Here is a 19,410-nt window from a genome sequence, read left to right as displayed (position 1 = left end):
CGCCACATGGCCCAACACACCGCCGCCGCCCACTCCAGCGGCCAAGTCCTGCCGTTCCGTGAATCCCTGCTGGCCACGCTCGGTATCTGCTTCGTCATCATGCTGGTCGCGCTGGACCAGACCATCGTCGGTACCGCATTGCCCACCATCGTGGCCGAGCTGAAGGGCTTCGAACTCTATGCCTGGGTGGCGACGGCCTATCTGCTGACCTCGGTGATCACGGTGCCCATCTTCGGGCGGCTGGGCGACTATTTCGGCCGCAAGCCCTTCGTGATCGCATCCATCGTGGTCTTCGTCGGTGCCTCGGCCCTGTGCGGCATGGCCGACAGCATGCTGTTCCTGGTGCTGGCGCGCGGCCTGCAGGGCATCGGTGGCGGCATGCTGGTGGGGACCTGCTTTGCGTCGATTGCCGACCTGTTTCCCGATCCCCGCGTGCGGCTGCGCTGGCAGATCATCCTGTCGGCCTCGTTCGGCATCGCCACTGCCGTGGGGCCGTCGCTGGGCGGCTTCCTCACGCAGGGGCTGGGCTGGCGCTGGGTGTTCTACTGCAACCTGCCCATCGGCGTGATCTCGCTGTTCTTCGTCTGGCGCTTCGTGCCGCACATCCGGCATATGCAGCATGCGGGCAAGATGCGGCTGGACTGGCCGGGCGCGCTGCTGATCTCGCTGTCGCTGGGCAGCCTGCAATTGCTGGTGGAGCTTTTGCCCAAGCGCGGCATCACCGGCGGCATGTTGGCCTTGCTGCTGCTCTCGGTGGCAGCGTTCTATGCCTTGTGGAAGTGGGAACAGCGCGCCGCGCAACCCATCCTGCCCTTCGAGATGCTGCGTGACCGGGCGCTGGCCAGCCTGTTCCTGCTATCGGTGCTGGCCGGCTTTGCCATGTTCTCGCTGCTGATGTACGCGCCGCTGCTGTTCCAGGGCGGCTTCGGCCTGAGCCCGCGTGAGGCCGGCCTGCTGATCACGCCGCTGGTGGCCTGTATTACCGTGGCCAGCATCGTCAATGGCCGCATCATCACCCGCATTCCCAACCCCAACCTGATGATGAACCTGGGCTTCGCCCTGATCGCCGCCGCCTGCCTGGGCGTGGTGCTGTGCGACCGCAATACCGGCAACGGCTTCCTGCTGGCGGTGATGTTGGCCGGCGGTTTCGGATTGGGGCTGGTCTTGCCCAACCTGACGGTGTTTGCCCAGCAGGCCGCGGCCCGCGAGCACCTGGGCATCGCCACCGCCTTGCTGCAGTCCCTGCGCATGATCGGCGGGATGCTGGGGACCGCCATCACCGGCACGCTGGTCAGCCAGATGTATGGTGCCGGCGTGCAGAAGGCGCTGGAGGGCGATCATGCCGCCCAGTGGCTCAAGGATTTCAGCGACCCGGAAGTGCTGGTCAACCACGACATCCAGTCGGTGCTGCTGGCCCAGCTGATGCAGGCCGGCCACAATGGCTCGGCCTTGCTGGATGCGGCCCGTGACGCGCTGGTCGGGGCCATCCACATGGGCATCGCCATTGCCATCGTGGCCGCGCTGGTGGGCTTGTGGATGGTGCGGCGGGTGCCACCGATCCGCTTCGATCAGGACAAGAAGGTGGAGCCTGTCATGTCGGAGTGAGCCTCCCGGTGAAATGAAAAACGGACTGCAATGTGAGTTGCAGTCCGTTTTTTGTTGCCCATGCAGATCGGTCGTTGGGTCTATTCGGCCTTCTTCACCACCGCATAACGTTCCAGCGTGCGCTCGCGCGCCTGGGCGTGGTCCACGATGGGACGCGGATAGTTCTGGCCCAGCGTCACGCCCGCATCCATGCGCTCGTCCGGCGTGGCCGTCCACGGCGCGTGGATGCGTTTGTCGGAGAGCTTGGCCAACTGCGGCAGATAACGGCGGATGAACTTGCCATCGGGGTCGAACTTCTCCGACTGCGTGACCGGGTTGAAGATGCGGAAATAGGGCTGGGCATCGCAGCCCGAGGACGAGGCCCATTGCCAGCCGCCGTTGTTGGCAGACAGGTCGAAGTCGTTGAGGTGGATGGCGAAATAGCGCTCACCCCAGCGCCAGTCGATGCCCAGGTCCTTGGTCAGGAAGCTGGCCACCACCATGCGCAGGCGGTTGTGCATGTAGCCGGTCTGGTTGATCTGGGCCATGGCCGCATCCACCAGCGGGTAGCCGGTGCGGCCTTCGCACCAGGCGGCGAACAGTTCTTCGGCATGCGGGCCCTGTTCCCAGCGGATGGCGTCGTACTCTGGCTTGAAGGCTTTTTCAGTCACACGCGGATGGTGGTGAAGGATCATGAAGTAGAAATCGCGCCAGGTCAGCTCCGACAGCCACACCGCCGCCCCGGCCGCCCCCTGGCCGGCGTGCATGGCCTGCATGGCGGCACGCGCCAAGGTGCGAATGGACACGGTGCCAAAGCGCAGGTGGACCGACAGGTAGGAGGGGCCCTTCACCGCCGGGAAATCACGCGCCGTACCATAGGCCCCTATGCGCCCCAGGAAATCGTCCAGCAGCGCCTGGCCGCCGGACATGCCGGTGGGGATCTTCAGTTCCTGCAGATTGCTGAGCTCAAAACCGAGTTGCGCATGGGTGGGCAGGGTGTGGTCCCGTCTGGCAGGCGGTCTGGCCAGCGCCTTGAGGTATTTTTCCACCGGATAGGGTTTCAGGTAGAAGTCGCCACCGGCGGCCGCCAGCTTGGCCATCCAGGCGTTCTTGTAGGGCGTGAAGACCGAGAAGGGCTTGGCCGACAGGGTCAATACTTCATCTTTCTCGAAGATGACCTGATCCTTGTAGCTGAGCAGCTGTGCGCCTTGTTTCTTCAGTTGTCGCGCTACCAACTGGTCGCGCTCGATGGCGGCCGGCTCATAGTCGGCATTGGTGAAGACCGCCTGCACCTCCAGTTCGGCCGCCAGTTCGGTGATGCGCTGGGCGGCTGAACCATGCAGCACGATGAGACCACCACCGGCCTTGCGCAAGGCGGCATCCAGCTCGGCCACGCTGGCCAGCAGGAAGTCGATGCGACGGTCGCGTGTGACCCCTTCGGCCTTGAGGGCGTCCAGGATGTCGGTATCGAAGACGAAAGCGCACCAGACTTTGGCGCTCTGCGACAGCGCGTGATACAGCGCGGCATGGTCGGTGTGGCGCAGGTCGCGGCGGAACCAGACCAGGGAATTCTCGAATTGGGACATTGCGCTCGCAGAATGAGGGTTGATGAGGGTGGCGCCCGGGAAGAAAAGCTCGCTTTCCGATGCTCGCTACTGATTGGTAGCGTCTGCCCCGGATGATAAAAGATTTCTGCCGATTTGACGCAAGGCATCTCAAGTGCGACATCACCTGACCGATAATGATTTATCCGCATGGGGATGCGGAAGCGGGTAGTGACGCGGTCGCAATGTCTGCGTCTCACACAATGGGAGATGGAAAAGCAATGAAGAATATGACAATCGGCGTCCGCCTGGGGTTGGCGTTTGCGGCGGTCCTGGTGTTGATGGCAATGATCACCGGCATCGGCATCTGGCGCCTGCAGGCCGTGGGCAAGCTCAACGACATGATGGTCAACGATGCACTGGTCAAGGAGCGGCTGGTCAATACCTTCTACAAGTCCATCGAGATCAACGTCGGGCGCATCGTGGCTGCGGCCAAGAATGCCGACCCGGAACAGCAGAAGTTCTACAAGCAGGAAATCGGCGCCACCATCAGCAAGAACAATGAGCTGGTCAAGCGCATGGAAGAACTGATCACCGATGACGCCGGGCGGGCCGGTCTGAACGAGATCAACGAGCGGCGCAAGGTGGTGCTGGCCGCCAACGCCGCCGTCTTCAAGGAAAAGGATGCCGGTAACGAGGAAGCCGCCCGCAAGGTGGTCGACGAGCAGCTGTTGCCCAGTACGCGGGTCTACCTGGCCGCCATCGAAAAGCTGGCGAACATGCAGACCGAGCGCATCCAGGGCCTGACGGTGGAGATCGACGGCCTGTTCCGGACGGCGCGCATCGTGATGATGACCCTGGGGGTGATCGCCATCCTCCTGGGAGTGGTGCTGGCGCTGGCCATCACGCGCTCCATCACGGCACCGCTGAACAAGGCGGTTGACGTGGCCAGCCGCGTGGCCAAGGGCCAGCTGGACAACCAGATCGAGGTCAGCCGGGGTGACGAAACCGGCCAGCTGATGCGCGCCTTGAAGGAAATGAACGACAACCTGGTGGGCATCGTCAGTCGCGTACGCCAGGGGACCGACACCATTGCCACGGCCTCCACCGAGATCGCCCATGGCAACCTGGACCTGTCCAACCGCACCGAACAGCAGGCCAGTTCGCTGGAGGAGACCGCCTCGGCCATGGAAGAACTGACTTCCACCGTGAAGCAGAATGCCGACAATGCGCGCCAGGCCAACCAGTTGGCGGCCTCCGCCTCGGAGGTGGCGGTGCAGGGTGGTTCGGTGGTGTCCGAAGTGGTGGCGACGATGGGGTCGATCAACGATTCCTCGCGCAAGATCGTGGACATCATCGCGGTGATCGATGGCATCGCCTTCCAGACCAACATCCTGGCCTTGAACGCTGCCGTCGAAGCGGCCCGCGCCGGCGAGCAGGGCCGCGGCTTTGCCGTGGTGGCGTCGGAAGTGCGTACCCTGGCCCAGCGCTCGGCCAGTGCGGCCAAGGAAATCAAGGAATTGATCGGCGATTCGGTCGGCAAGGTCGAGGCCGGTAGCAAGCTGGTCGAGCAGGCCGGCACGACCATGGAGGAAGTGGTGGCCAGCGTGCGCCGGGTGACCGACATCGTGGGCGAGATCACGTCCGCCTCGCAGGAGCAGAGCGACGGCATCGAGCAGGTCAACCAGGCCATCAACCTGATGGACGAGGCGACCCAGCAGAATGCAGCGCTGGTGGAGCAGGCCGCCGCCGCAGCGCGCCAGATGCAGGAACAGGCCGCTGCCCTGAGCGAGACGGTGAGCGTGTTCCGGCTGCGCGGGTAGCTAGGGAAGGGAGGGGGGGCAAGGCGCGCAGGCGCTTTGCTCTTATCCTTACGCGCCCCAAAACGCAAAAGGCCGATTGATTTTCATCAATCGACCTTTTTTGTTTTGGTGCCCACGGAGGGACTCGAACCCCCACACCTCGCGGCACATGGACCTGAACCATGCGCGTCTACCAATTCCGCCACGTGGGCTGCGCTGTAAAGCGAAGAACGTTATTATAGAGGGTATTCGCTGGCTGTCAATACTTTTCTTGATCTCCTAGGTGTTTTTTCGTTGTAATACGAAAGCTTGACCCCCTTCTTCCTCCGTATTGCGGTTAGGTAAATGGCAGCAACTCCGTTACACTAGGGGCTTCCATCGGTCCGGGCGATGCTTGCCCCGGCATTTATAACAATTGCGCGAAACGAAACTTTTGAGCCAATTTCCCTATTCCATTCCCAGCCGGGAAGAGATCCTCGGCATCCTGCGCACTTCGTCCGGCGCGCAAAACGCTGCCGCACTGGCAGCCGCGCTCGGCGTCAAGCCTGAAGAAATGGATGGCCTGACGCGCCGCCTCAACGCCATGGAGCGTGACGGCCAGATCAAGCCGGATCGCGCCGGTCATTACAAACTGACCCATTCACCCGACTTCATCCTGGGCCGCGTTTCCAGCCACCGTGATGGCTTCGGTTTCCTGCTGCCCGATGATGGCAGCGCTGACCTGTTCCTGCCCGAGAAGGAAATGCAGAAGGTCATGCACGGGGACCGCGTCCAGGCCCGCATCGTCGGCACCGACCGTCGCGGCCGTCCGGAAGGGACCATCGTCGAAGTGGTGGAGCGCGCCAACAGCCACGTGATCGGTCGTCTGCTCAACGAGAACGGCGTCTGGGTGGTCGCCCCCGAAGACAAACGCATCGGCCATGACGTGCTGCTGGCCGGCTCGCCGGGCAAGGCCAAGGCCGGGCAGGTGGTCAGCGTCGAACTGACCGAGCACCCGTCACGCTATACCCAGCCCGTGGGCAAGATCGTCGAAATCCTCGGCGACATCGACGACCCCGGCATGGAAATCGAAATCGCCGTGCGCAAGTACGGCGTACCGCACGAATTCTCGGAAGCGGCCAAGAAGCTCTCGGCCAAGCTGCCCAGCGAAGTCAAGGCGGCCGACCTGAAGGATAGGGTCGATCTGCGTGATGTCCCGCTGGTCACCATCGACGGTGAAGATGCCCGCGACTTCGATGACGCGGTCTATTGCGAACCGGTCAAGATCGGTCGCACCAAGGGTTACCGCCTGATCGTGGCGATCGCCGACGTCAGCCACTACGTCAAGCCCAACGATGCCCTGGATACCGATGCGCTGGAGCGCAGCACTTCGGTCTATTTCCCGCGCCGGGTCATCCCGATGCTGCCGGAAAAGCTCTCCAACGGCCTGTGCTCGCTGAACCCCGATGTCGATCGCCTGACCCTGGTCTGCGACGCCGTGATCACCGCCAAGGGCGAGATCAAGGCCTACCAGTTCTATCCCGCCGTGATCCACTCGGCGGCCCGCCTGACCTATACCGAAGTGGCCTCGATCCTGGGCAATACCAAGGGCCCGGAGGCGGCGCGCCGGATCGGTCTGGTGCCGCACCTGACGCACCTCTACGAAGTCTTCCAGGCGCTGCTGACGGCGCGCCAGGCGCGTGGCGCCATCGACTTCGAGACCACCGAGACCTACATCGTCTGCAATGCCGCCGGCAAGATCGAGAAGATCCTGCCGCGCACCCGCAACGATGCGCACCGCCTGATCGAAGAGTGCATGCTGGCGGCCAACGTGTGCGCGGCCGACCTGTTGAAGCGTCACGATCATCCGGCGCTGTACCGTATCCACGCCGGCCCGACCAAGGAAAAGCTGACCCAGCTGCGGACCTTCCTCAAGCAGGTGGGCCTGACCCTGGGTGGGGGCGACACCCCCAGCGCGTCCGACTATGCGGAACTGATGCCCAAGGTCAAGGCGCGTCCGGATGCGGTCCTGATCCAGACCATGCTGCTGCGCTCCATGCAGCAGGCGGTCTACAGCCCCGACAACATCGGTCACTTCGGCCTGTCCTACGAGTCCTACGCGCACTTCACCAGCCCGATCCGTCGCTATCCCGACCTGCTGACCCATCGTGCCATCAAGGCCGTGCTGCAGGGCAAGCGCTACGAGCCCAAGGGCATCGACAGCAGCGCGCTCAATACCTCGATCTCGCCGGCCGCCCGCAAGGCGCAGGCACTGCAACGCGCCACCGACAAGGCCGCCGGCAAGAAGGCGCGCGGCGAAAGCGCCCTGGCGATCTGGGAAGCGCTGGGCCTGCACTGTTCGGCCAATGAACGTCGCGCCGACGAGGCCTCGCGTGACGTGGAAGCATGGCTGAAGTGCTACTTCATCCGCGACAAGCTGGGCGAGGAATTCACCGGCACCATCGCCGGCGTGGCCACCTTCGGCATCTTCGTGCAGCTCGATGCGCTCTATATCGAAGGCCTGGTGCACGTCACCGAACTGGGGGCCGACTACTTCCAGTACGACGAAGCGCGCCACGAACTGCGCGGCGAACGCACCGGCATCCGCTACCAGCTGACCGATCGCGTGACCGTGCAGGTCAGCCGGGTCGACCTGGATGCACGCAAGATCGATCTGTCGCTGGTCAACGAACCGGGCATCCGCACCCTGATCAAGAATGAAGCCAAGCGCGCCGAAAGCGCCGCGCGCGGCAAGTCAGGGTCGGCCAGGAATGCGGCCGGGAACGGCGCCGGCGGTGACGCCGGTCAACCGGCACCCCGCGCCAAGAAGGGCGCCGCGCCCAAGCCGGCCGCCGTGGCCGCCAAAGGCAAGGGTGCCAAGGGTGGTGCCCAGGCCAAGACCGGCGCCAGCCATGCCCGCGCCGGCGAAGCCGACCGCAAGCGCGCCGCCGCCAAGGGTTTCAACAAGGGCGGCAAGAAGAAGCGATGAGCATGTCCCCGGCCGCCAGCTGCCCAGGCAGCCTGCGACCGGGTTTGATGGAATGATTTGACCGCAAGACGAAAGACACAAGCAGGATTTATGAAGAGCAAAATGATTTTCGGCTTCCATGCCGTGACCTCCCGCATCCGCCACGAGGCTTCCTCGGTGGACGAGATCTACGTGGATGCCGAGCGCCGCGACCGCCGCATGCTGGACATGCTACATGCCGCCAAGGAAGCCAATGTGCGCATCATCCAGGCCGACGACCAGCGTCTGTCGGCCATGGTCGGTACGCGCCGTCACCAGGGCGTGGTCGCCAAGGCTGCCACACTGTCGCTGGCGCGCACCCTGGATGAACTGCTGGACGCCGTGGTCGGTCCGCCGCTGCTGCTGATCCTGGACGGCATCACCGATCCGCACAACCTGGGTGCCTGCCTGCGCGTGGCCGACGGTGCCGGCGCGCACGCCGTGATCGCCCCCAAGGATCGTGCCGTGGGCCTCAACGCCACGGCCATGAAGGTCTCCAGTGGCGCCTCCGATACCGTGCCCTACATCACCGTCACCAACCTGGCGCGCACCATGCGCGACTTGAAGGAGCGCGGCGTCTGGATCATCGGCACCACGGACGACGCCGAGAAGGGCCTCTACGAGGGCGACTTCACCGGCCCCACCGCGCTGGTCATGGGTTCCGAAGGCGAGGGCATGCGTCGCCTGACCCGCGAGACCTGCGACGTGCTGGTCAACATCCCCATGTTCGGTTCGGTCGAGAGCCTGAACGTGTCGGTGGCATCGGGCGTGTGTCTGTACGAGGCGCGACGTCAGCGCTTGCCCAGGTAAGTCCGGTCATCCCCGCATGACAACATCGCCGGACTTTGCGTCCGGCGATTTTTTTTTGTCGTTCCACCCCGCAGTTCGTTCAACGTTTCAGGAAACCACCATGTTCAGCCGACTCAGAGAAGACATCGCCAGCATCCGTGAGCGCGACCCCGCCGCGCGCAATAGCTGGGAGGTGCTGACCTGTTATCCCGGCCTGCATGCGGTGATCCTGCACCGCTGGGCCAAGGCCTGCTGGCATGCCGACCTGAAGTGGCTGGGACGCTTCATCTCGCAACTGGGGCGCACGCTGACCGGTATCGAGATCCATCCCGGCGCCACCATCGGTCGCCGTGTCTTCATCGACCACGGCATGGGCGTGGTCATCGGCGAGACCGCTGTGGTCGGTGACGATTCCACCATCTACCAGGGCGTGACCCTGGGCGGTACCTCGCTGTCCAAGGGCGCCAAGCGCCATCCCACCCTGGGACGCGGCGTCATCATCGGTGCCGGCGCCAAGGTCCTGGGCGGATTTACGGTGGGCGACGGCGCCAAGGTCGGCTCCAATGCGGTGGTGACCAAGGAAGTACCGGCCGGCGCTACGGCGGTCGGCAACCCGGCGCGCATCGTTGAGCGTAATCCAGGGCCGGTCGAACGCGACCAGGCGACAGCCCGGCTGTTTGCGGCCTATGGCGTCATGCCCAATGGCGACGACCCGCTCTCCAAGGCGCTGCATGGCCTGATCAACCAGGTGGCGGCGCAGGAGCAGCAGCTCGAGGTGGTGCTGGCCGCCTTGAAGAGTGCGGGGATAGGGTGTCGACGACTGGAAGAAACAACGCACTTCGACGCCGCCCAGTTGAACCGGTTGGTGGATTGAATCGAAGTCGCAGTCCGCAGCCGGGATCATGCCGGCTGCGGTGGGAGGCTGGGCAGGGGAGCGGTGATTCAGGCGATCTCGTCGCCCTGGGCATCATGCCGGTGCAGCACGCCGTCGGCGCTCAGGCTGATCCAGCCACCGCGCGGCGTCTCGACGTCGTATTCCCAGTCCGGCAGGACGTAGCGCAGCCTGGGGGCCTCACCGTCCTCCAGGCGATGCAGGGCAGGGCGGTGGGTGTGGCCGTGGATGAGCACGTCGCTGCCGGTCTGCGCGAAGAGCGCGGCGATGGCATCGGCATTCACATCCATGATGGCCATTTCCTTGCTCTGGTTGGCGTCCTGGCTGTTCTTGCGGATGCCTTCGATGATGGCCTTGCGCTGCGCCAGCGGCATCGCCAGGAATTGCTGCTGGTAGGCCGGCTGACGCACCTGGGCCCGAAAGGCCATGTAGGCCAGGTCGTCCGTACACTGGGCGTCGCCGTGCGCCAGCGCCAGGCGGCGACCGGCCAGGGTGATGACCGTCGGGTCTTCCAGCAGCGTCAGTCCGGCGGCTTCCGCAAAGCCCTGGCCCACCAGGAAATCACGGTTGCCCGCCATCCAGAACAGTTGCACGCCTTGCGCCTGCACGGCCTTGAGGGCATCGGCGATCTGCCGGTTGTAGGGCGTGACCAGGTCATCGTCGCCGGCCCAGTACTCGAAGATGTCGCCCAGCAGGTAGAGCTGCTGCGTGCGCGTCGCCTGGTGATGCAGGAAGGACAGGAAGGCCGCCGTGGTACGCGGCAGGGAAGCTTGCAGATGGAGGTCGGAAACAAAAAGCGCAACCGTCGGTTGCGCTTTTTGCATGAACTGGAAATCAGTCATGGTCGGGGTGAAGAGGGTCTGGCTCAGACCACTTCGGCCTTCTCGATCACCACGTCTTCCGCCGGGACGTCGGCGAACATGCCGGAGCGGGTGGTCTTGACGCCCTTGATCTTGTCGACCACTTCAGTGCCTTCGACGACCTTGCCGAAGACGCAGTAGCCCCAACCGTCCTGGCCCGGGAAATCCAGGAAGCTGTTGTTCTTGACGTTGATGAAGAACTGCGCCGAGGCCGAGTGCGGGGCGGCGGTGCGGGCCATGGCCAGGGTGTAGGGCTCGTTCTTGAGGCCATTCTTGGCTTCGTTCTCGATGGGTTCTTTGGTTTCCTTCTGCTTCATGCCGGGTTCGAAGCCGCCGCCCTGGATCATGAAACCGTCGATGACGCGGTGGAAGATGGTGCCGTTGTAGTGACCTGCATTGACATAAGCCAGGAAGTTTTCAACGGTCTTCGGCGCTTTTTCCGCGTCCAGTTCGATTCGGATGTTGCCGTGGTTGGTGGTGAGCAGAACTGCCATGTTGAATCCTTTGCTTGAGGGTGAAAATAAAAAAACGAGGCGGGCAACGCTGGCCCGCCTGGCATGCCGGTGCGGTTCAGACCTACTTGACGATGCTGGCCGATTCGATCACCACCGGAGTGGTCGGGACATCACCGCCGCCGGTGCGCACCTGCTTGATCTTGTCGACCACGTCGGTGCCGGCGATCACCTTGCCGAACACCGCATAACCCCAACCATCCTGGCCCGGATAGTCCAGGAAGCGGTTGTTGGCGACGTTGATGAAGAATTGCGCGGTGGCCGAGTGCGGTGCCGAGGTGCGCGCCATGGCGATAGTATAAACCTCGTTCTTCAAACCGTTATTGGCCTCGTTCTTGATGGGGGCATCGGTGGGCTTTTCGCGCAGGTTCTGGTCCATGCCGCCGCCCTGGATCATGAAGCCGTTGATGACGCGGTGAAACACCGTGCCGTTGTACTGGCCCTTCTTGACGTACTTCAGGAAGTTGTCGACCGAGACCGGGGCTTTTTCCGGGTTCAGCTCGACGGTGATGTCGCCCATGCTGGTTTTCAGCAGCACGCGGGGCGCGTCAGCGGCCAGCACGGGGGAGGCCAGCGTAGCCGACAGGGACAGGGCTGCTGCCATGCGCAGCAGGTGACGACGAGAAATGATCATGCGTTGCCTTCGTAAATGATTTTCCATTGCGATCCTTCACGCACCCAGTACTGGCGCTTGCGGATCGCGTTCTTGCTCTTGCCGACGGCACTCTCCTGGGTGAAGGTGCTGACGATCATGTCTTCCGGTGTGCCGGGATAGCGGAACAGGCTGACATCGCGCAGTTTGACACTGGTATAGCGCGCGCCGTTCAGGCTCTTCTGCTGGCGGCCGAACCAGGTGCTCAGGTTTTCGCCCTGGGCCGAGCGGAATTCGGGGGAATAGTACGACAGGACCTTGTCGGCATCGGCGTTTTCCAGCGATTGGCCCCAGTCTTCCAGCATGGCGCTGGCGGCGTCACGCTGCCTGGCCCATTCGCTCTTGTCCACGAACTGCACGTGCTGGCTGATCACCACCACCGTCCGGCCGACCTCGGCCGTGGAATACAGGCTCTGCAGGTCGGGATTGGCCAGCACCACGCAGCCGTCGGAGGACAGCGGCGGGCGGCTGAAATTGTCCGAGGGCGTGCCGTGCAGCCAGATGCCATAGCCACTGCGGCCATTGCGCTTATCCCATTCGTTGGGGTAGGACAGGGGCAGGGCACCAGTGCCATAGAAATCGGGCAGCTTGGGGCCGGGGATACGGTTGTTGACGTAGTACACGCCGATGGGGGTGCGCTGGTCGCCGGATTTGCTCTTGTTGGCGCCGAAACGACCCTGCGAGACGTAGTAGTCGGTCAGGTACTTCAGCTCGCCACCCTGGTTCTCATAGACGTACAGGCGCGAGCGGGTGGTGTCGACCACCAGCACGTTCTTCTGGTCGTCGCCGACCTGCAGCACGGCCTTGGGAATGAGGTGTGGATCCGGCTTTTCCTGCAGCGAGCGGATGCGCACCATGGCCTCGTCGCGCAGTTCCTTGAGCTTGTCGGCCGGGCCGTCAGCCATGGCGCCGAAGTTGCGTACCGGTCGCGCATGCATCAGCAGCAGGTCGCCCCGTACCAGATGGCCCAGGCGGAAAGTGGGGTAGGCCGCCACCAGGGCGTCGGCCTTGACCTGGGCTTCGCGCAGGCGATTGGCGCCAAGGTCCTTGTAGATATCGATCAGCAAGGCCTCCGGGTCAGGCTTGGCCTCGGCCGCGCCGGCCGGACTGCTCTGCGGCGGAATGGAAGAAGAAGAGGCCACGCTGCCCATCGAAGGCAGAGCTGCCAGACACAACATCAGCAGGCGTCCCAGCATGCGCATGGAACGCCCTTGCAAAGCGCTAGCCACCAATTACCCTCCCGATCGTTCCTGTTTGATCAGCCATCGATTGCCCTGTTTGACGAATATCAGGGTCTTGCGGCTGTCCACCGTCAGCCGATCCGAATTATATATCTGGCGATAGCGCACGGTGGCGGTGTTGCCGCTGATGCTGACCGTGGCATTGCTGACCTTGACGCTGATGCGACCCTTGTCCTCGATGCGGGCGCGGCGTTCTTCGGCCCATTCCTTGCGGGATGCGCCCTTGGGGGTGTCGAAGTCGCTGGCGTAGTGGCCCAGGTAGCCGCGCACATCCTTGTCGCTCCAGGATTTGGCCCAGCCGTTGAGGGCCGCCAGTACCGCGGACTTTTCCTGTTCGGCGCTGGCTTCCGCCTTGGCCTTGTCCTTGTCGGCGCGGGCCTTGTCGGCCTTGGCCTTCTCGGCGGCGGCCAGCTTGTCGGCACGCGCCTTCTCGGCGGCTGCCTGGGCGGCTTTTTCCTTCTCGGCGCGGGCGGCCTGTTCCTTGGCCAGCTTGTCGGCCTTGTCCTTTTCCTTCTGGGCCAGCAGTTCGGCCTGCTTCTGCTCGGCGGCAGCCTTGTCGGCAGCGGCCTTTTGCGCACGGGCCTGCTCGGCGGCCAGTTGCTCGGTACGCGCCTTGTCGGTGCGCGCCTTGTCTGCCGCGGCCTTGTCAGCGGCAGCCTTTTCCGCCGCTGCCTTATCCGAAGCGGCCTTGTCGGCAGCAGCCTTGTCCGCTGCGGCCTTGTCGGCCTGCGCCTTTTCCTTGTCGGCGGTGGCCTTGGCAATGGCGGTCTTTTCCGCTTCGGCCTTGTCGGCGGCCGCCTGCTGGGCCGCTTTTTCTACCGCCAGGGCCTTGGCGCGCTGCTGCTGTTCGGCGGCGCTGGCGTCGGCCTTGGCCTTGGCATCGCGCTGGGCGCTGGCCGCCGAGGCCAGGCGCGGCACGGTGCCGCCGGTGGTATTGCCGTTCAGGGAGCGCAGCAGGGTCAGCTTGGGTTGCGGCACGTTGGCGCCCGGGTCGATCTGCAGCGCCTTGTCATAGGCCTGGCTGGCCAGCTTGGCATAGACGTCGCCCAGGTTTTCCAGCGCCGTGGCATAGGTCGGGTTGGTGCGCATGGCCATGTCCAGCGCCGCACGGGCCTTGTCGTACTGGCCGTCAGCCGCGTACAGGACAGCCAGGTTGTTGTAAGGCTCGGGCAGGTCGGGGAAATCCTCGGTGAGCTTGCTGAACACCGCGATGGCCTCGGCAGAACGGCTTTGTTCTGCTAAGATCAGCCCCTTCGTGAAACGCAGTTGCGCATCGCGCGGGTGTTTCGCCAGTACGGCATCGGTCTTGGTCAGTGCTTCGGCATACTGTCCTGCCCGCATCAGCTTGTTGATGTCAGACATTTCACTGGCATGCGCGAGGCCGGCAGGCACCCCGAACAGGGCGGCCACCAGGCTGGACAACACTGCTGTCTTGTGGGCAGTCTTGCTGATCAAACCGCGCAAACCATGAATGGATGTCTGTTCTTGTGATTCTGGGGCCATGGTTTTATCGATGCTATACTCGAAGAAATTCGAAGAAAGCTGGCATTTTATAACAAACAAGTAAGACAAAAAGAGGTTTGGCTACCGTGACCCGTTCATGTTGCAACTGCTGTTAGAACAATGATCCCAGGCAGGGGCATGCCAGCGCCAGGAGGCTTTCCGGCGCGGCCCCACGCAATCGCATGAACCCGGCGCCCCCAGCGGTCACGCCAACCCAAGAATTCCCATCCCATGAGCGAGCTCAAGATTTACAACACGCTAGCGCGTGATAAGCAGACCTTTTCCCCGATCGAACCCGGCAAGGTGCGCTTGTACGTGTGCGGCATGACCGTCTATGACTATTGCCATATCGGCCATGCACGGGTGCTGGTGGTGTTCGACATGGTGCAGCGCTGGCTGCGCGCCTCCGGTTACGACGTGACCTATGTGCGCAATATCACCGACATCGATGACAAGATCATCAAGCGCGCCCTGGAGAACGGCGAAACCATCAGCCAGCTGACCCATCGCTTCATCGACGCCATGAACGAGGATGCCAGCGCCCTGGGCGTGCAGCGCCCCGATCACGAGCCGCGCGCCACCCAGTACGTGCCGCAGATGCTGGACCTGATCGGCAAGCTGGAAAAGAACGGCCTGGCCTACAAGGCCAGCGATGGTGACGTCAATTACTCGGTGCGCGACTTCCCCGGCTACGGCAAGCTCTCCGGCAAGTCGCTGGACGATCTGCGCGCCGGCGAGCGCGTCGATGTCAACACCGGCAAGCGCGACCCGCTGGACTTCGTGCTCTGGAAGGCGGCCAAGCCGACCGAGCCCGACGAGGCCAAGTGGGATTCGCCCTGGGGCTGTGGCCGTCCGGGCTGGCACATCGAGTGCTCGGCCATGTCCAGCGACCTGCTGGGCGACCATTTCGACATCCACGGTGGCGGCCAGGACCTGCAGTTCCCCCACCACGAAAATGAAATCGCCCAGTCCGAAGGCGCGCACCAGCACACCTTCGTCAATTACTGGATGCACAACGGCTTCGTGCGCATCGACAACGAAAAGATGTCGAAGTCGCTCGGCAATTTCTTCACCATCCGTGACGTCCTGAAGCAATACGACCCGGAAGTGCTGCGCTTCTTCATCCTGCGCGCGCACTATCGCAGCCCGCTCAATTATTCGGATGCGCATCTGGACGACGCCCGCCAGGCCTTGACCCGTCTGTATACCGCATTGAAGGATGTGCCGCCCGAGGCCGGCGGCCTGGTCGCCGACGAAGCCCATGCCCAGCGCTTCGCCGATGCCCTCAACGACGACTTCAACACCCCGGTGGCGATCTCGGTGCTGTTCGAGCTGGCCAACGAGGTCAATCGCAGCCGCTCGCCGGCACAGGCGCGCCAGTTGAAGGCACTGGCCAGCATCCTGGGCCTGCTGCAGCGCGCGCCGGGCGAATACCTCAAGGGCGGTGTCAGCGCAGCCGGTGGCCTGGACGAAGCGGCCATCGCAGCCCTGATCGACGCCCGCAAGGCGGCCAAGGCCGGCAAGAACTTTGCCGAAGCCGACCGCATCCGTGCCGAGCTGACCGACGCCGGCATCATTCTGGAAGACAAACCGGGCGGCCTGACCGAATGGCGGAGAGCTTGATTTGAATACCAACCGAAAAGCCAGCGAGCTCGATCCCAGCCTGATCGTCCCGGCCTACTGGGAAGAGGCCAAGGCCGAGCTGATGAAGCGCGACCGCATCATGCGCAAGCTCATCCCGCAGTTCGGGGACCTGCAATTGACAGTGCGGGGCGACGCCTTCACCACGCTGGCACGTTCGGTGATCGGCCAGCAGATTTCGACCAAGGCCGCCAATGCGGTCTGGCAGCGCTTCCTGGAAGCCTGCCCGCGCTGCACGCCGGGCCAGGTGATCCGTACCGGCCCCGAGGCGCTCGCTGCCTGCGGCCTGTCCAAGCGCAAGGCCGAATATATTCTCGATCTGGCGGCCCACTTCAAGGCCAAGACGGTACATCCCGACAAATGGGCGGAGATGGAAGACGAAGCCGTCATTGCCGAGATGATCCAGATCCGCGGGATTGGCCGCTGGACAGCCGAGATGTTTTTGATATTTAATCTGCTGCGCCCGAACGTGCTGCCGCTGGATGACCTGGGATTGCTCAAGGGCATCAGCGTCAGTTATTTCTCGGGCGAGCCTGTCTCGCGCAGCGATGCGCGCGAAGTCGCCGCGAACTGGGAACCGTGGCGCACCGTGGCCACCTGGTATCTGTGGCGCAGCCTGGATCCGCTGCCATCCGATTATTGATCCAAGGGGAAGAGGGCGCGGAGGCCTCTGGTGTATACTCCGCTCCTCTCAAGATTTAAGGCAAACCGATCCATCCGGGACCATCGCGCCGCAACCCGTACCGGGGCGGCCTCCCGCCGATGATCGGACTTGTTGAAAAGGAACACAATGAGTAAATCGACAACGACTTTTCTGGGCTTCGAGCAGGCCATCGCCGAGCTGGATGCCAAGATCGAAGAGTTGCGTTTTGTGCAGGACGACTCGGCCGTCGACATCTCCGAAGAGATCGAACGCCTGGTCAAGAAAAGCCAGCAACTGACCAAGGACATCTACGCCAAGCTGACCCCCTGGCAGGTGTCGCAGATCGCGCGCCATCCGCAACGTCCCTACACCATGGACTACGTGCGCGAAATCTTCACCGACTTCCACGAACTGCACGGCGACCGCACCTTCGCTGACGACCAGTCCATCGTCGGCGGTCTGGCCCGTTTCAATGGCCAGGCCTGCATGGTGATCGGCCACCAGAAGGGGCGCGACACCAAGGAACGCGCCATGCGCAACTTCGGCATGCCCAAGCCCGAAGGCTATCGCAAGGCCATGCGCCTGATGAAGGTCGCCGAGAAGTTCGGCCTGCCCATCTTCACCTTCGTCGATACCCCCGGTGCCTTCCCCGGCATCGATGCCGAAGAGCGCGGCCAGTCCGAAGCCATCGGCCACAACCTGTACGTGATGGCCGAGCTGAAGGTGCCGCTGATCGCCACCATCATCGGTGAAGGTGGTTCCGGCGGCGCGCTGGCCATCGCCGTGGGCGACCAGGTGCTGATGCTGCAATATGCGACCTATTCGGTGATCTCGCCGGAAGGCTGCGCTTCCATCCTGTGGAAGACCGCCGACCGCGCTGCCGACGCCGCCGAGGCACTGGGCCTGACCGCCCATCGCCTCAAGGCCATCGGCCTGATCGACAAGATCGTCAACGAACCGCTGGGCGGCGCCCATCGCGACCCCAAGCAGATGGCCGGCCTGCTCAAGCGCGCCCTGTCGGATTCGCTGCGCCAGTTCCAGGGCATGAAGACCAAGGACCTGCTGGCCGCCCGTCACGAAAAGCTGATGGCCTACGGCAAGTTCAAGGAATTGAATTCGGCGGAATAATTTCCCCACCGTTTCCGCTTCCCACGTTCAGGCGCCAGCGATTGCTTCGCTGGCGTTTGTCTTTTCAGCCGCCGCGTTTCCCATGTCCGATCATCTTTCCGCCTCCCACGACAAGACCCTGGTCAGCCTGATGCAGGCCCTGCAGGCCACGCTGGCGCTGGCCGGCTTCGACGCCCGTCGCGACACCCTGGCCGTGGCCTACAGCGCAGGGCTGGATTCCACCGTGCTGCTGCAGGTGGCCGCGCATTGGGCGCAGCAGGCGGGTGGCAGGCTGGTGGCCTTGCACGTCCATCATGGGCTCAGCCCTCATGCGGACGCCTGGCTGGCGCACGCACAGGGCTTTTGCGACGCGCGCGGTCTGGCCTTCCAGGCCGAACGGGTACAACTGCAGCAGGTTGCCGACAGCGGCGTGGAAGAAGCGGCGCGCTTGGCGCGCTATGCCGCCCTGGGGCGCCTGTGTCGCCAGCAGGGCGCGCGCCTGCTGCTGACCGCGCATCACCTCGACGACCAGGCCGAAACCGTGCTGCTGCAACTGCTGCGCGGCAGCGGCCTGGCCGGTCTGTCCGGCATGGATCGCTGCAATGCTGCGCCAGCCTTGCTGGGCGATGCGGATACCCAGATGGCTCGGCCGTTGCTGGGGGTGACGCGCGCGCAACTGGAGAGCGTCGCGCAGGCGCTGTCGCTGAGCTGGATCGAGGATGAATCCAACCGTGATCCGCGCTACGCCCGCAATGCCTTGCGTCATCAGGTCATGCCGGCGCTGGGGCAGGTCTTTCCCGGCTATCAGCAGCGACTGGCGCGGGCTGCGGGCCATGCCCAGGGCGCGCAGGAATTGCTGCGCGAAGTGGCTCAGGCCGACCTGGAGCAATGTCGGCAGGACGATCACTTGCGCATGCCGGCGCTGCGCCAGTTGAGCGAGCAGCGCTTCCTCAATCTGATGCGCCACTGGTTTGCGCTGCGCGGCATGCGCATGCCCTCGGCGGCCTGGATGCAGGAGATGCGCAGTCAACTGCTGCAGGCCGACGTCGAGGCGCAACTGTGTGTCTCGCATCCCGATGGCGAGGTGCACCGCTATCGCGACCGCGTCTTCCTGGCCCCGCGCCGCAGGCCGCCGGAAGAGGGCGAATCCCTGCAATTGCGCTGGCAAGGCCAGGCCCAGGTGCATGTGCCGGCCTTCTACGGCACGCTGCATTTCGAGCCTGTTTCAGGTACCGAGGTTGACGCCGATGGCCGGGGCGGCTTCGATCCGGCCTGGCTGCAGTCGCAATCCCTGTTGGTCTGCGGTCGCAGCGGTGGCGAGCGTGTCAGGCTGGCACACAACCGGCCGGCGCGCAGCCTCAAGCAGCAATATCAGAGCGCCGATGTCCCCGCCTGGGAGCGACCCTACCTGCCGCTGGTGTGGGCCGGCGACACCTTGCTCCTGGCCGCCGGCATCGGCATGGACTGCAGTCGTTTCGTCACACAGGGCGAACGTATCACCTTGCGTTGGCAGCCTGACTGAATCCTTGGCTCCAATGATCTAAACAATATAAAAAATACCGCACCCTGGCCTTTGGCGAGGGTGCGGCATCCCTGTCATCCCTGACATGGCGGGCGTGGCTGAAGATCAACCGCGCCCGGTCCTGCTCCTTGC

15 protein-coding genes and 1 tRNA gene are annotated in these 19,410 nt (G+C 63.8%); 9 read left to right on the top strand and 7 right to left on the bottom strand.

Annotated elements, in window-relative coordinates:
* The first annotated feature begins 6 nt into the window (after positions 1-6).
* A complete protein-coding gene (locus HFRIS_RS11780; RefSeq protein WP_006463572.1) occupies positions 7-1,605 on the top strand; it encodes an MDR family MFS transporter in 1,599 nt (532 codons plus the stop codon).
* A gap of 80 nt (positions 1,606-1,685) precedes the next feature.
* Here HFRIS_RS11780 and HFRIS_RS11775 read toward each other — a convergent pair whose 3' ends face one another.
* A complete protein-coding gene (locus HFRIS_RS11775) occupies positions 1,686-3,170 on the bottom strand; it encodes a cryptochrome/photolyase family protein (RefSeq protein ID WP_006463571.1) in 1,485 nt (494 codons plus the stop codon).
* 239 nt (positions 3,171-3,409) lie between these two features.
* Between HFRIS_RS11775 and HFRIS_RS25940 the strand changes: the two genes are divergently transcribed.
* The gene (locus HFRIS_RS25940) at positions 3,410-4,951 is read left to right on the top strand and encodes a methyl-accepting chemotaxis protein (protein WP_006463570.1); all 1,542 of its coding nucleotides are present in this window, start codon (positions 3,410-3,412) and stop codon (positions 4,949-4,951) included.
* A 106-nt stretch (positions 4,952-5,057) separates the two neighbouring features.
* Here the strand turns inward: HFRIS_RS25940 and HFRIS_RS11765 are convergent.
* A tRNA-Leu gene (locus tag HFRIS_RS11765) sits at positions 5,058-5,142 on the bottom strand.
* A gap of 221 nt (positions 5,143-5,363) precedes the next feature.
* On the opposite strand from HFRIS_RS11765, the gene rnr reads away from it, so the two are divergent.
* From rnr to cysE, 3 genes are all read left to right on the top strand, one after another.
* Positions 5,364-7,898: a ribonuclease R gene (gene rnr, locus HFRIS_RS11760; protein WP_006463569.1), complete on the top strand. Its 2,535-nt coding sequence runs from the start codon at positions 5,364-5,366 to the stop codon at positions 7,896-7,898.
* A gap of 90 nt (positions 7,899-7,988) precedes the next feature.
* The gene (gene rlmB, locus HFRIS_RS11755; protein ID WP_006463568.1) at positions 7,989-8,726 is read left to right on the top strand and encodes a 23S rRNA (guanosine(2251)-2'-O)-methyltransferase RlmB; all 738 of its coding nucleotides are present in this window, start codon (positions 7,989-7,991) and stop codon (positions 8,724-8,726) included.
* A 100-nt stretch (positions 8,727-8,826) separates the two neighbouring features.
* The gene (cysE, locus tag HFRIS_RS11750) at positions 8,827-9,579 is read left to right on the top strand and encodes a serine O-acetyltransferase (protein ID WP_006463567.1); all 753 of its coding nucleotides are present in this window, start codon (positions 8,827-8,829) and stop codon (positions 9,577-9,579) included.
* A 68-nt stretch (positions 9,580-9,647) separates the two neighbouring features.
* On the opposite strand, the gene HFRIS_RS11745 is transcribed toward cysE, so the two are convergent.
* The 5 genes from HFRIS_RS11745 to HFRIS_RS11725 all read right to left on the bottom strand — a co-directional run bounded on the left by HFRIS_RS11745 (position 9,648) and on the right by HFRIS_RS11725 (position 14,365).
* A complete protein-coding gene (locus tag HFRIS_RS11745) occupies positions 9,648-10,439 on the bottom strand; it encodes a UDP-2,3-diacylglucosamine diphosphatase (protein ID WP_006463566.1) in 792 nt (263 codons plus the stop codon).
* Positions 10,440-10,462: 23 nt separating this feature from the next.
* The gene (locus tag HFRIS_RS11740; RefSeq protein WP_006463565.1) at positions 10,463-10,951 is read right to left on the bottom strand and encodes a peptidylprolyl isomerase; all 489 of its coding nucleotides are present in this window, start codon (positions 10,949-10,951) and stop codon (positions 10,463-10,465) included.
* Between the two features lie 82 nt (positions 10,952-11,033).
* Positions 11,034-11,603, bottom strand: a complete 570-nt coding sequence (locus HFRIS_RS11735; RefSeq protein ID WP_006463564.1) for a peptidylprolyl isomerase — start codon at positions 11,601-11,603, stop codon at positions 11,034-11,036.
* Positions 11,600-12,817, bottom strand: a complete 1,218-nt coding sequence (locus tag HFRIS_RS11730) for a L,D-transpeptidase family protein (protein ID WP_051110912.1) — start codon at positions 12,815-12,817, stop codon at positions 11,600-11,602. Before HFRIS_RS11730 ends, HFRIS_RS11735 begins: the two co-directional genes overlap by 4 nt.
* A 36-nt stretch (positions 12,818-12,853) precedes the next feature.
* Positions 12,854-14,365 carry a YybH family protein gene (locus HFRIS_RS11725; protein WP_039875429.1) on the bottom strand — a complete coding sequence of 504 codons (1,512 nt, stop codon included), beginning with the start codon at positions 14,363-14,365 and terminating at the stop codon, positions 12,854-12,856.
* A 231-nt stretch (positions 14,366-14,596) separates the two neighbouring features.
* Here HFRIS_RS11725 and cysS point away from each other — a divergent pair, with 231 nt between their 5' ends.
* The 4 genes from cysS to tilS all read left to right on the top strand — a co-directional run bounded on the left by cysS (position 14,597) and on the right by tilS (position 19,278).
* A complete protein-coding gene (gene cysS, locus HFRIS_RS11720) occupies positions 14,597-15,988 on the top strand; it encodes a cysteine--tRNA ligase (RefSeq protein ID WP_006463561.1) in 1,392 nt (463 codons plus the stop codon).
* A gap of 1 nt (position 15,989) precedes the next feature.
* Positions 15,990-16,649, top strand: coding sequence for a DNA-3-methyladenine glycosylase family protein (locus HFRIS_RS11715; protein WP_006463560.1), 660 nt, complete (start codon positions 15,990-15,992; stop codon positions 16,647-16,649).
* Positions 16,650-16,796: 147 nt separating this feature from the next.
* The gene (locus tag HFRIS_RS11710) at positions 16,797-17,777 is read left to right on the top strand and encodes an acetyl-CoA carboxylase carboxyltransferase subunit alpha (protein WP_006463559.1); all 981 of its coding nucleotides are present in this window, start codon (positions 16,797-16,799) and stop codon (positions 17,775-17,777) included.
* Between the two features lie 82 nt (positions 17,778-17,859).
* On the top strand, positions 17,860-19,278 hold the full coding sequence (gene tilS / locus HFRIS_RS11705) for a tRNA lysidine(34) synthetase TilS (RefSeq protein WP_006463558.1): 1,419 nt from the start codon (positions 17,860-17,862) through the stop codon (positions 19,276-19,278).
* The last annotated feature ends 132 nt before the right edge of the window (positions 19,279-19,410 follow it).

The organism is Herbaspirillum frisingense GSF30, from assembly GCF_000300975.2.
In the GTDB taxonomy this organism is placed as follows: domain Bacteria; phylum Pseudomonadota; class Gammaproteobacteria; order Burkholderiales; family Burkholderiaceae_D; genus Herbaspirillum; species Herbaspirillum frisingense.
Note: the sequence above shows the minus strand (reverse complement) of the source record. Positions and strands in the feature narration are given on the sequence as shown.